This is a genomic window from Rugamonas fusca (genome assembly GCF_014042365.1).
Taxonomy (GTDB): Bacteria; Pseudomonadota; Gammaproteobacteria; order Burkholderiales; family Burkholderiaceae_D; genus Rugamonas; species Rugamonas fusca.
The window spans coordinates 1-12,510 of sequence record NZ_JACEZS010000002.1 but is presented as its reverse complement, the minus strand read 5'-3'; the positions used below and the strand labels follow the sequence as shown (position 1 = coordinate 12,510).

Genomic DNA, 12,510 nt, shown 5'->3' with positions numbered 1-12,510 from the left:
CAGGTCTAGCGGGCCAAAAAAAAGCCAACCGGGTTGCCGGTTGGCTCCTGTTGCGCCTGCCCGCGCGGCGGGCAGGGCGGCGCTACAATTATTGCAGCAGGGACATAACCAGCGACGAGGTGCTGTTCGATTGCTTCAGCATCGCGGTGCCGGCTTGCAGCAGCATCTGGCTCGAGGTCATGTTCGACGATTCGGTCGCGAAGTCGGTGTCCATGATGCGGCCGGTAGCGGCCTTGGTGTTGGTCGAGATGTTCGACAAGTTGTTGTAGACGTGGTCCAGGCGGTTCGAGATCGCACCCAGTTTCGAGCGCAGCGCACCGACGGAATCGATGGCGGTGGCCAGCTTGTCGATGGTGGTGTTGGCCGAGCCGGCCGCGGTCAGCTCCGTGCCGCCGGTCGAGGCGACGCCGGTGGCGCCGTCGTATTCGACCGCGGCGGCGGCCAGGTCGGTGTGCACCTGGGTCAGTTCGGCCGTCACGTCGCCGCTCATCTTTTCGGTCGAGCCGGCGCCGATCTGGAAGTCGACGGCGGTGGCCAGTTTGCCGGTGCCGTTGGTCAGCAGGGCGGTGCCGCCGAACTTGGTGTTGGTCATGATGTTGCTCAGTTCGCTCGTCAGCGAGTCGAATTCTTTCTGCATGGCGGTCTGGTCGTTGGCAGTCGAGGAGCCGTCGGCGGCCTGGGTGGCCAGGTCTTTCATGCGCATCAGGATGTTGGTGGTCTCGTCCAGCGCGCCTTCACCCGTTTGCAGCATCGAGATCGAGTTCTGGGTGTTGCGCATGGCCACAGCCATACCGCTGGTCTGGGCTTTCAGACGGGTGGCGATCTGCAGGCCGGCGGCGTCGTCCATTGCCGAGTTGATGCGGAAGCCGGTGCTCAGGCGGGTCTGCGAAGTCGACAGGCTGCCCTGGGTGCGGGTGATCGAGTTCTGGGCGGACAGGGCCGCTGCATTGGTGTGAAGGCTCAGCATGAAATAACTCCTGGTAGGTGGATTCAGTTCGGAGCATCGGTTTCTTTGTGCTCTCCCAAGTACAAGACGACCGTTTCGGATGGGACATTAAATGCCACGTGGAAATTTTTTGAAAAATATTTGTAACCAGCGTTAAGTCGAGTCCGCCAGCGCCTTTCCACCCCGCAATGATGGACGCTTTTGGCCGGCCGCGGTGAAAAAAAACAGCGCGGGGTGCAAGCACGCCGCGCTGTTTTTTAGTCAACCATGCCGATTACATGTTCGGGTAGTTGGGGCCGCCGCCGCCTTCGGGCGTGATCCAGACGATGTTCTGGGTCGGGTCCTTGATGTCGCAGGTCTTGCAGTGCACGCAGTTCTGGGCGTTGATCTGCAGGCGGTCCTGGCCTTCGTCGGTCTTGACGAATTCATACACGCCGGCCGGGCAGTAGCGCGATTCCGGACCCGCGTATTTGCGCAGGTTCACGTCCACCGGCACGCTGGCGTTCTTCAGCGTCAGGTGGATAGGCTGATCTTCCGCATGGTTGGTGTTGGAAATGAACACCGAGGACAGGCGGTCGAAGGTCAGCTTGCCATCCGGCTTGGGATAGTTGATCGGCGCGAAGTCGCTGGCCGGCTTCAGGCACTCGTGGTCGGCATGGCTGTGGTGCAGCGTCCATGGCGCCTTGCCGCGGAAGATGATCTGGTCGATACCCGTCATCAGGGCGCCCACGTACAGGCCCATGTTCAGGTAAGGCTTGACGTTGCGCGCCACGTGCAGTTCCTCGTGCAGCCACGATTGCTCGAAGGCGACCGGATAGCTGACCAGTTCGTCGTGCTGGCGGTTCTCGCCCAGCGCCGCGAACACGGATTCGGCCGCCAGCATGCCGGACTTGATGGCCGCGTGCGAACCCTTGATGCGGCTCATGTTCAGGAAGCCGGCGTCGCAGCCGATCAGCGCGCCGCCGGGGAACACCAGCTTGGGCAGCGATTGCAGGCCGCCGGCCGTGATCGCGCGCGCGCCGTAGGAGATGCGCTTGCCGCCTTCGAAGAAGGTGCGGATGGCCGGGTGGGTCTTGTAGCGCTGGAATTCCTCGTACGGCGACAGGTAGGGGTTCGCATAGTTCAGGCCCACCACATAGCCGACCATGACCTGGTTGTTTTCCAGGTGGTACAGGAACGAGCCGCCATAGGTTTTGCTGTCCAGCGGCCAGCCCGTGGTGTGGATCACCAGGCCAGGCTGGTGCTTGGCTGGGTCGATTTCCCACAGTTCCTTGATGCCGATGCCGTACGATTGCGGGTCCTTGCCCTTGTTCAGGTCGAACTTGGCCATCAGCTGCTTGCCCAGGTGGCCGCGCGCGCCTTCGGCGAACAGCGTGTACTTGCCGTGCAGTTCCATGCCCAGCTGGAAGTCCGGACCGGCTTCGCCGTCGCGCTTGACGCCCATGTTGCCGGTGGCCACGCCCTTGACGGAACCATCGTCGTTGTACAGCACTTCGGCGGCCGCGAAGCCGGGGAAGATTTCCACGCCCAGCGATTCGGCCTGCTGGCCCAGCCAGCGCACCACGTTGCCGAGCGAGATCACGTAGTTGCCGTGGTTCTCGAAGCAGGCTGGCAGCGCGAAGTTGGGCGTCTTGTAGGCTTTCTTTTCAGTCAGGAACAGCACGCGGTCTTCCGTCACCTCGGTGTTGAGGGGCGCGCCCAGTTCCTTCCAGTTGGGGATCAGCTCGGTCAGCGCCTTCGGGTCCATCACGGCGCCCGACAGGATGTGCGCGCCCAGTTCGCCGCCTTTTTCCAGCACGACGACGGACACGTCCTGGCCTTTTTCCGCAGCCATCTGCTTGATCTTGATCGCGGCCGACAAGCCGGCAGGGCCGCCGCCGACGATCACGACGTCATACTCCATCGCATCGCGTGGGCCGTACTGTTCAACTAGGGTTTGGGGCTGGGTCATGGTGTGTTCTTATGAGGAGGAGAAAAAAATTTTAGCACGAGTGTGCTTCTTTTTGCTGCCGAATGCAACGCCGGCGACATTTTGAGGCACATTATTAGATGCTGCAATCTAATACTGGCAATTTGTGTAATCATTACGCCAGCATCGCGCATGCGGTGCGCCATTACCAAACACAGGGAGCAGCTCGTGGGGATAGAAGTCAATTTTGAGGGAAAAATCGCGCTGATCACCGGCGCCTCCAGCGGCCTGGGCGCGCGGTTCGCCAAGGTGCTGGCCCAGGCCGGCGCCCAGGTGGTGCTGGCTTCGCGCCGTACCGAGCGCCTCAAGGAATTGCGGGCCGAGATCGAGGCCGACGGCGGCGCCGCCCACGTCGTGAGCCTGGACGTGACCGATTACGCCAGCATCAAATCGGCCATCGCCCACGCGGAAACGGAAGCGGGGCCGATCGACATCCTGGTCAACAATTCGGGCGTGTCGACCACGCAACGGCTGGTGGATGTGACGCCGGAAGACTATGCGTTCATCATGGACACTAATTTGCGCGGCGCGTTTTTCGTGGCCCAGCAGACGGCCAAGCGCATGATCGCGCGCGCCAAGGGGGATCCCAAAAAACAACACCGCATCATCAATATCGCCTCCGTGGCCGGCTTGCGCGTGCTGCCGCAGATTGGCGTGTACTGCATGAGCAAGGCCGGCGTGGTGCAGATGACCAAGGCCATGGCGGTGGAGTGGGGCAAGTACGGCATCAACACCAACGCCATCTGCCCCGGCTATATCTCGACCGAGATCAACGAGGATTATTTCGCCAGCGAACAGGGCCAGAAGCTGATCAGCATGCTGCCGCGCAAGCGCCCCGGCAAGCCCGAAGACCTCGATGGCCTGATGCTGCTGCTGGCCGGCGACGAGTCGCACTTCATCAACGGCGCCATCATCTCGGCCGACGACGGCATGCTGGCCATGTAGTGATAACCGGGCTCAGGCTTGCTGCAAGCCCACCAGCTTGTGCACCAGCTCCGACGAGGTGGCCGCGCCGAACTTGCGCATCAGCTTGGCGCGGTGCATCTCCACCGTGCGCGGGCTCAGGTCCACCTGGCGCGCGATCACCTTGCTGGTCTTGCCTTCGACCAGCAGGGCCGCGATTTCCCGCTCGCGCGCCGTCAGCTCGGCCGTCACCGGCCGTTTCTCGCTGACATCCTCGAACGTCCAGATGCCCGGCCCCAGCGGCTCGTTGGGCTTGAGGGCGTGGCCCGTCACGTGGCACCAGAACAGCTCATCGTTGGCGCGGCGCATGATGCGCTCGTCCGAATAGCGGCCCTTGGCGTTCATGATGGGGATGATGCGGTCGCCCGTGCGCAGGAATTCATCCATGGTCGGATACAGGGCGCGGAACGACAAGCCCTGCAGCGCCTCGCGCGTATAGCCGAACATGCCGGCCAGCGCGTCGTTGCAGGCCAGGATCACCCGGTTTTCGGAAATGCACATGCCGACCGGCGCGTGCAGGAAGATGGTTTCGTAATCGATGGCGGGCGGTACGTTCATGTGGGCGAAATCAACTCGGGTGGCATGAAAACAGCTTAAAAAGAGGCACGGCGCGCCGGTAGTTCTACGGTATTGTGCTTTTGAAGGGCGTATTCTATGCTCCATACGCTCTTCGCACACTACCGCGAGCGACACAGCTTATCAAAAGAAAAGGGACACGTATGAATAAAGTTTATCCCGATGCCGCCGCCGCCCTGGCCGGTATCGTCCAGGATGGTCAAACCATCGCCGTTGGCGGCTTCGGCCTGTGCGGCATTCCCGAAGCCCTGATCGTCGCGCTGCGCGATTCCGGCGTGAAAGGCTTGACGGCCATTTCCAACAACGCCGGCGTGGATGGCTTCGGCCTGGGCCAGTTGCTGGAAACGCGCCAGATCCGCAAGATGATCTCGTCCTACGTGGGCGAGAACAAGGAATTCGCGCGCCAGTACCTGGCCGGCGAACTGGAACTGGAATTCACGCCGCAAGGCACGCTGGCCGAAAAACTGCGTGCCGGCGGCGCCGGCATTCCGGCCTTCTTCACCAAGACGGGCGTGGGCACCATCGTGGCCGAAGGCAAGGAAATCCGCGAATTCGACGGCGAAGCCTATGTGATGGAACGCAGCCTGGTGGCCGACGTGTCGCTGGTCAAGGCGTGGAAGGCCGACAAGGCCGGCAACCTGATCTTCCGCAAGACGGCCCGCAACTTCAACCCCAACGTGGCCATGGCCGGCAAGATCACCGTGGTGGAAGTGGAGCAACTGGTGGAGACGGGCGAGATCGACCCGGACCAGGTGCATCTGCCCAGCATTTTCGTGCACCGCATCGTCGTCAACGCGACGCCGGAAAAACGCATCGAACAGCGCACCGTGCGCGCCTGATGCGCGCGCCACCACAACAAGACGGAGATTACTATGGCATGGACTCGTGACGAAATGGCCGCGCGCGCGGCGAAGGAATTGCAGGACGGATTTTATGTGAACCTAGGTATCGGCCTGCCCACCCTGGTGGCCAACTATGTGCCCGCCGATATCGAAGTGTTCCTGCAATCGGAAAACGGCTTGCTGGGCATCGGCCCGTTCCCGACCGACGCGGAAGTGGACGCCGACCTGATCAATGCGGGCAAGCAGACCGTGACGGCCTTGCCCGGCGCGGCCTACTTCAGCTCGGCCGACTCGTTCGGCATGATCCGCGGTGGCAAGATCAACCTGGCCATCCTGGGCGCGATGCAAGTATCGGAACATGGCGACCTGGCCAACTGGATGATCCCGGGCAAAATGGTCAAGGGCATGGGCGGCGCCATGGACCTGGTGGCTGGCGTCAAGCGCGTCGTGGTGTTGATGGAACACGTGGCCACGGCCAAGGATGGCAGCACCTCGCACAAGCTGCTCAAGCATTGCGACTTGCCGCTGACGGGCGTGGGCGTGGTGGACCTGATCATCACCGACCTGGGCGTGATGGAAGTGACCAGCAAGGGTTTGAAAGTGACGGAACTGGCGCCGGGCGTCACCAAGGAGCAGATCCAGGCCGCCACGGGCGTGGAACTGGATCTGTCGGCCGTGTAAGCGGTCCGGCCGGCAAAAGATAGAATGGCGCGCCTTGGGCGCGCCATTTTTTTCCAAAACCGGTGTCCAAAACCGGTGTCAGGTCTGTCATTCGGACAGTCGTCGCGCATCTTTGAGTTTTGTCATAACGCGTGTTTTTGATCGCCAAGGCAACGACGACAAGAGGCCGCCCACCATAAATCACCTCTGCAATGACTGATCGAGCTCAAAGCTATGGTCCGTGTGTCCTAATGACAGACCTGACACCGAATTGCCGAATTGGAAATGGCAAAATTAAAAAGGCCCCACACCTTGCGGTGCAGGGCCTTGCCGTTGAGGCGGCGGCGGATCAGTGCTGGGCGACTTTTAAGCCATCCTCACCGTAGGCCGGGCTGGCGGCCGAGCCGGGATGGGCCAGTTCCATTTTCAGGCGGTCATGGTCGAGCTCCTTTTCCCAGTTCGACACCACCACGGCGGCCACGCCATTGCCCACGAAGTTGGTCAGGGCCCGGCATTCGCTCATGAAGCGGTCGATGCCCAGGATCAGCGCCATGCCGGCCACCGGGATGGTGGGCACCACGGCCAGCGTGGCGGCCAGCGTGATGAAGCCGGCGCCGGTGATGCCGGATGCGCCTTTCGAGGTCAGCATGGCCACGCCGAGGATGGTCAACTCCTGCATCAACGTCAGGTCCGTGTTGGTGGCCTGGGCCACGAACAGGGCCGCCATCGTCATGTAGATGTTGGTGCCGTCCAGGTTGAACGAGTAGCCGGTGGGCACCACCAGGCCGACCACGGACTTGGAGCAACCGAGCTTTTCCAGCTTGGTCATCAGCGAAGGCAGGGCGCTTTCCGACGAGGACGTGCCCAGCACGATCAGCAGTTCTTCCTTGATGTAGAGGATGAAGCGGCCGATCGAGAAACCGGTCAGCTTGGCCACCGTGCCCAGCACGATGAACACGAACAGGCCGCAGGTCAGGTAGAACGAACCCATCAGCTTGGCCAGCGGCAGCAGCGAGGCGATGCCGTATTTGCCGATGGTGAAGGCCATGGCGCCGAACGCACCAATGGGCGCGACTTTCATGATGATGTTGACCATGCCGAAGATGGCCGTGGCGATCTCGTCGATCAAACGGGTCACCGCCTTGCCTTTCTCGCCCATGATGGACAGCGCGAAGCCGAACAGGATGGCCACCAGCAGCACTTGCAGGATCTCACCCTTGGCGAACGCGTCCACCAGCGTGTTGGGGATGATGTTCATGATGAAGTCGACCGTGGACTGCGACTTGGCCTTGGTGGTGAATTCCGCGATGGCCTTGGTGTCGAGCGTGGCGGGGTCGGCGTTGAAGCCGGCGCCCGGGCGCAGGATGTTGGCCACGAACAGGCCGATCACGAGCGCGAAGGTGGATACCACTTCGAAGTACAGCAGCGCCTTGCCGCCCACGCGGCCCACTTTCTTGACGTCCTGCATGCCGGCGATCCCGGAGACGACGGTGCAGAAGATCACCGGGGCGATGATCATCTTGATCAGCTTGATGAAGCCGTCTCCCAGCGGCTTCATGGCGACGGCGTTGGCGGGCAGGAAGTAGCCCAGCAACACGCCGCAGGCGATCGCAAACAGCACCTGCACGTATAGTATTTTATAAAACGGCTTTTTCACGGCGACTCCTCGTGGCGGGTAATTTGAGGAGTCCATGATGGATGAAAGGTTCAGTTATCACTATTGTGGTTAACCGCAAATCAGGGCGGTGATAACTGGGGCGAGGCGGGCTGTGGCATATCCGCCACGGCCGCGCCGCCTGCGCTGGCGATGCCGGACGGATCCGGCGCCAGCGCGAATGGCAAGGAATGCTTACTGGGCCACCCAGCCGCCGTCCATATTCCAGGTCGCGCCGCGCACCTGGCGCGCCGCGTCGCTGCACAGGAACACGGCCATCGCGCCCAGTTCCTCAGGGGTGACGAATTCGCCCGATGGCTGCTTGTCGGCCAGCAGCGCGCGCTTGGCGTCCTCGTTGCTCAGGCCATCCTTGACGGCGCGCGCATCGACCTGCTTTTGCACCAGCGGCGTCAGCACCCAGCCGGGGCAGATGGCGTTGACGGTGATGCCCGTGGTGGCCGTCTCCAGCGCCGTCACCTTGGTCAGGCCCAGCAGGCCGTGCTTGGCCGCCACGTAGGCCGATTTCTGTTCCGAGCCCACCAGGCCGTGCACCGAGGCCAGGTTGATGATGCGGCCCCAGTTCTTCGCGCGCATGGCCGGCAGCGCCAGGCGCGTGGTGTGGAAGGCCGAGGTCAGGTTGATGGCGATGATGGCGTCCCATTTCTCGACCGGGAAGTCTTCCACCTTGGCCACGTACTGGATGCCGGCATTGTTGACCAGCACGTCCACGCCGCCGAACTTGTCGGCCGCGAAGGCCATCATGGCTTCGATCTCGGCCGGCTTGGACATGTCGGCGTTGTGGTAGGCCGTCTGGACCTTGAATTCGCGGGCCACGTCGGCCTGCAGCTTGTCGATTTCGGCGGCGTCGCCGAAACCGTTGAATACGATGTTGGCCCCTTCAGCGGCCAGCGCGCGCGCCATGCCCAGGCCGATGCCGGAGGTGGAGCCGGTGACCAGTGCGGTTTTGCCTGCCAGGATAGTGCTTGCCATGATGTCCTCTGTGAAATGTTCTCGGGTTGGTGGTCTGGAGCATGCTGCGCTACACTGCGGTAATATTTTTAGCGCAACGCCCGGTAAAATGTAATCACCCGTCATCATTACATAAAAATCCACCTGCGGTATTTGGAAACGAATCCGCATTTGACAAGGAAGTGGCATGTTCGAAGCAAAATTGAAGTCTGTTCAGTGCCTGTCCATGGCCGGCCTGCATCACATGGCGTACAAGGAATGGGGCGCGGCGGACAATCCGAACGTGCTGGTGTGCGTGCATGGCGTGACCCGGGTGTCGGACGATTTCGACGCCATGGCGCGCGCGCTGGCCGCCGACTATCGCGTGATCTGCCCCGACGTGGTGGGCCGTGGCCGTTCGGGCCGGCTGCGCAATCCGCAGCTGTATGTGATTCCCCAGTACGTGAGCGACATGGTCACGCTGCTGGCGCGTGTGCTGGCCAATAACGAGCGCCAGAGCGTGGACTGGTTCGGCACCTCGATGGGCGGCCTGATCGGCCTGGGCCTGGCTTCGCTGCCGGGCAATCCCATCGGTCGCCTGATCCTGAACGATATCGGCCCATCGCTGGAAGCGCCGGCCCTGCAGCGCATCGGCGACTACATCGGCCAGGACTTGCGTTTCCCCACCTTCGAGGAAGGCGCGCGTTTCGTGCGCGACGTCTCGCTCACCTTCGGCCCGCACACGGAAGCCGAGTGGCACAAGCTGGCGGCCGACGTGCTGCGCCAGGACCAGGACGGCATGTGGGTGCGCCATTACGACATGGGCCTGGCCCAGCCGTTCCGCGCCGCCACGCCCGAATCGGTGGCGGCCGACCAGGCCATGCTGTGGGCCTCGTATGACGCCATCACCTGCCCGACCTTGCTGATCCGCGGCGGCGAATCGGACCTGTTGTCGCGCGCGACGGCCGAGATCATGACGCAGCGCGGCCCGCGCGCCACGCTGGTGGAAGTGCCCGGCGTGGGCCACGCGCCCACCTTCGTGCACGATGACCAGATCGCCATCGTCAAGCAATTCTTACTGAACAAATAACCTGTAACAACAACGAGAATCATGGAAATCAAACGACTGCATGTGGGCAAGCGCCTGTCCGAAGTGGCGATCCACAACCACACCGTGTACCTGGCCGGCCAGGTGGCGGACGACAAGACGCAGGACATCAACGGCCAGATGCGCGAAGTGCTGGGCCATATCGACCGCCTGCTGGGCGAGGCCGGCAGCGACAAGACCTGCATCCTGAGCTGCCAGATTTACCTGTCGGACCTGGCCAACTTCGCCGGCATGAACGAGGAGTGGGACGCCTGGGTGGCCCACGGCCATACGCCACCGCGCGCCACCGTGCAGGCGCAACTGGCCGACCCGGCCTGGCTGGTGGAAGTGGTCGTCGTCGCCGCAATGCGTTAGGCGGCATATGGTTTCTATCGCAGCGCTCAATAGCGCAACGTCGGACCAGCTGGTGCAAGGCCTGTCGGCCGACGATGGCGCGCGCGTGCTGGCCGCGCTCGACGTGGCCAGCGCGGCCTATGGCGACCGGCTGTGCAGCAGCGGCCAGCCGGCCTTCGAGTTTTCCGTCGGCGTGGCCGCCACGCTGGCCTTCCTGCGCACGGACGCGGAAACCCGCATCGCCGGCTTGATGTTCGAACTGACCTTGCTCGACCCCACGCAGGCGCCCACCATCGAGCCCCGTTTCGGCAAGGAAGTGTGCGACCTGGTGTCGGGCGTGCGCCAGCTGATCCGGCTGCGTGAACTGACGCGCGGCCAGAAGGATGCGGGCGGCCGCGGCAAGAACGCGGCCCAGCTGGCCGTGGCCCAGGTGGAAACGCTGCGCAAGATGCTGCTGGCCATGGCCAGCGACATGCGCGTGGTGCTGGTACGCCTGGCCTCGTGCGTGACGACCTTGCGCTACTTCGCCGACATCAAGCTGTTCAACGAGGCCACCCGCGCCTACGGGCGTGAGACGCTGGACCTGTACGCGCCGCTGGCCAACCGGCTCGGTATCTGGCAGCTCAAGTGGGAGCTGGAGGATTTGTCGTTCCGCTTCATCGAGCCGGAAACCTACAAGCGCATCGCCAAGATGCTGGAAGAAAAGCGCATGATGCGCGAAGGCTTCGTCACCTCGGCCATCGCCCGGCTGCAAGCGGAGATGAAGGCGGCCGGCATCCAGGCCGAAGTGTTCGGCCGGCCCAAGCACATCTACAGCATCTGGAACAAGATGCGCGGCAAGGAGCTCGACTTCACCGACCTGTACGACGTGCGCGCGTTCCGCGTGATCGTGGCCGACGTCAAGACCTGCTACACGGTGCTGGGCGTGGTGCACAACATCTGGACCCCGATCCCGAAAGAGTTCGACGACTACATCTCGCGGCCCAAGCCCAATGGCTACCAGTCGCTGCACACGGTGGTGACGGCCGAGGATGGCCGGCCGCTGGAAGTGCAGATCCGCACCCAGGAAATGCACAACTTCGCCGAGTACGGCGTGGCGGCCCACTGGCGCTACAAGGAGGAGGGCGGTTCCAACTTCGCCGGCCAGAAGTACGACGAGAAGATCGCCTGGCTGCGCCAGCTGCTGGCGTGGAAGACGGACGTGGCCGACGCCGTGGTGGGGCAGGAGGAAACCCAGCGCGAATGGGTGGAAAAACTGAAGGCGGCCGCGCTGGACGACCGCATCTTCGTGCTCACGCCGCAGGCGCGCGTGCTCGAGCTGCCCGTGGGCGCCACCCCGATCGATTTCGCCTACCACCTGCACAGTGATGTGGGCCACCGCTGCCGCGGTGCGCGCGTGGACGGCGTGATGGTGCCGCTCAACACGCCGCTCAGGAACGGCCAGACGTGCGAGATCATCACGGCCAAGGGCGCGCCTGGCACGGCCGGCCCGTCGCGCGACTGGCTCAACGCGGACTACACGGTCAGCAGCCGCACGCGCTCCAAGATCCGCGCCTGGTTCCATGCCATCGACATGCAGGAAACCTTGTCCAACGGCCGCGCGCTGGTGGAAAAATCCTTGCAGCGCGAAGGCAAGACGGCCGTCAACCTGGAAGCGCTGGCGCAGAAGCTGGGCTTTGCCAAGGTGGACGACCTGTTCCTGGCCGTGGGCAAGGACTTGTTCAGCCTGCGCCACGTGGAGGCGGCGCTGCACGACAACGCGGAGCCGGCCGCCGGCCCGGAAGACGCGGTGGTGGTGGGCAAGAGCCGCGCCTCGAGCGTGGAGCAGGGCGCCAAGTCCGGCGTGCTGGTGGTGGGGACGGATGGCCTGATGACGCAGCTGGCCAAGTGCTGCAAGCCGGCGCCGCCGGACGGCATCGTCGGTTTCGTCACGCGCGGCAAGGGGGTGTCCATCCACCGCGCCACGTGCAAGAACTTCGCCGAGATGCGGGCCAAGGCGCCCGAGCGGGTGATCTTTACGGAATGGGGCCGGGCCGAGCGCGATACGGTGTACCCGGTCGACATCTTCATCCTGGCCGGCGACCGCCAAGGCTTGCTGCGCGATATCTCCGAGATTTTCTCACGCGAGAAAATCAACGTGATCGGCGTGAACACGCAATCGGCCAAGGGCCAGGCCCGCATGACCTTCACGGCCGAAATCGGCTCCACGGCGCAGTTGCAGAAGGCGCTGCTGGCCATCGCGGAAGTGGGCGGCGTGCTCGAAGCGCGCCGGGCCTGAGGCGTCAGCGAGAAGCGGGGTCACCCATTAGCCAACCAGCGTCAAGTCGATAATACTGTCCCGGCGCCTCGATTTTATCGAGGCGCAATTTCTTGCCTGCCTTAGTCGCAAACGCTTGTCGCGCCCGTTTTCTCAGTACTTGGTTGCGAAGCATCGCACCAGTCACCCATCAGGATCAAGCAAGCCGGCGGCAGCGCCGGTTGCCCTGGCGGCATCGGCCGCCCCAGAAAAAC

General features: G+C 63.2%; 11 protein-coding genes. 6 read left to right on the top strand and 5 right to left on the bottom strand.

The window, feature by feature from the left end:
• Window positions 1-88: 88 nt before the first annotated feature.
• Together H3H36_RS03330 and H3H36_RS03325 are read right to left on the bottom strand one after the other, a co-directional pair.
• Window positions 89-967 (bottom strand): flagellin N-terminal helical domain-containing protein, encoded by an 879-nt coding sequence (locus H3H36_RS03330; protein ID WP_182214068.1) that lies wholly within the window; start codon window positions 965-967, stop codon window positions 89-91.
• 253 nt (window positions 968-1,220) lie between these two features.
• Window positions 1,221-2,849, bottom strand: coding sequence for an electron transfer flavoprotein-ubiquinone oxidoreductase (locus tag H3H36_RS03325; RefSeq protein WP_375539568.1), 1,629 nt, complete (start codon window positions 2,847-2,849; stop codon window positions 1,221-1,223).
• A gap of 234 nt (window positions 2,850-3,083) precedes the next feature.
• On the opposite strand from H3H36_RS03325, the gene H3H36_RS03320 reads away from it, so the two are divergent.
• The gene (locus H3H36_RS03320) at window positions 3,084-3,860 is read left to right on the top strand and encodes an SDR family oxidoreductase (protein ID WP_182214062.1); all 777 of its coding nucleotides are present in this window, start codon (window positions 3,084-3,086) and stop codon (window positions 3,858-3,860) included.
• Window positions 3,861-3,872: 12 nt separating this feature from the next.
• Here the strand turns inward: H3H36_RS03320 and H3H36_RS03315 are convergent, their stop codons facing one another.
• On the bottom strand, window positions 3,873-4,436 hold the full coding sequence (locus tag H3H36_RS03315) for a PAS and helix-turn-helix domain-containing protein (RefSeq protein ID WP_182214059.1): 564 nt from the start codon (window positions 4,434-4,436) through the stop codon (window positions 3,873-3,875).
• Window positions 4,437-4,597: 161 nt separating this feature from the next.
• Between H3H36_RS03315 and H3H36_RS03310 the strand changes: the two genes are divergently transcribed.
• Entirely contained in the window at window positions 4,598-5,293 is a 696-nt protein-coding gene (locus H3H36_RS03310) for a CoA transferase subunit A (protein WP_182214057.1), read from the top strand.
• Window positions 5,294-5,326: 33 nt separating this feature from the next.
• Window positions 5,327-5,977, top strand: a complete 651-nt coding sequence (locus H3H36_RS03305; protein ID WP_182214055.1) for a CoA transferase subunit B — start codon at window positions 5,327-5,329, stop codon at window positions 5,975-5,977.
• Between the two features lie 328 nt (window positions 5,978-6,305).
• Here H3H36_RS03305 and H3H36_RS03300 read toward each other — a convergent pair whose 3' ends face one another.
• Complete coding sequence (locus H3H36_RS03300; protein ID WP_182214053.1) at window positions 6,306-7,613, bottom strand: dicarboxylate/amino acid:cation symporter; 1,308 nt, start codon at window positions 7,611-7,613, stop codon at window positions 6,306-6,308.
• 192 nt (window positions 7,614-7,805) lie between these two features.
• On the bottom strand, window positions 7,806-8,600 hold the full coding sequence (locus tag H3H36_RS03295) for a 3-hydroxybutyrate dehydrogenase (RefSeq protein ID WP_220459635.1): 795 nt from the start codon (window positions 8,598-8,600) through the stop codon (window positions 7,806-7,808).
• Window positions 8,601-8,766: 166 nt separating this feature from the next.
• Between H3H36_RS03295 and H3H36_RS03290 the strand changes: the two genes are divergently transcribed.
• From H3H36_RS03290 to H3H36_RS03280, 3 genes are read left to right on the top strand one after another with little or no spacing between them, the layout of a single operon-like run.
• Window positions 8,767-9,648 carry an alpha/beta fold hydrolase gene (locus H3H36_RS03290; RefSeq protein WP_182214050.1) on the top strand — a complete coding sequence of 294 codons (882 nt, stop codon included), beginning with the start codon at window positions 8,767-8,769 and terminating at the stop codon, window positions 9,646-9,648.
• Between the two features lie 21 nt (window positions 9,649-9,669).
• Window positions 9,670-10,020 carry a RidA family protein gene (locus H3H36_RS03285; protein ID WP_182214048.1) on the top strand — a complete coding sequence of 117 codons (351 nt, stop codon included), beginning with the start codon at window positions 9,670-9,672 and terminating at the stop codon, window positions 10,018-10,020.
• 7 nt (window positions 10,021-10,027) lie between these two features.
• On the top strand, window positions 10,028-12,277 hold the full coding sequence (locus tag H3H36_RS03280) for a RelA/SpoT family protein (protein ID WP_182214046.1): 2,250 nt from the start codon (window positions 10,028-10,030) through the stop codon (window positions 12,275-12,277).
• The last annotated feature ends 233 nt before the right edge of the window (window positions 12,278-12,510 follow it).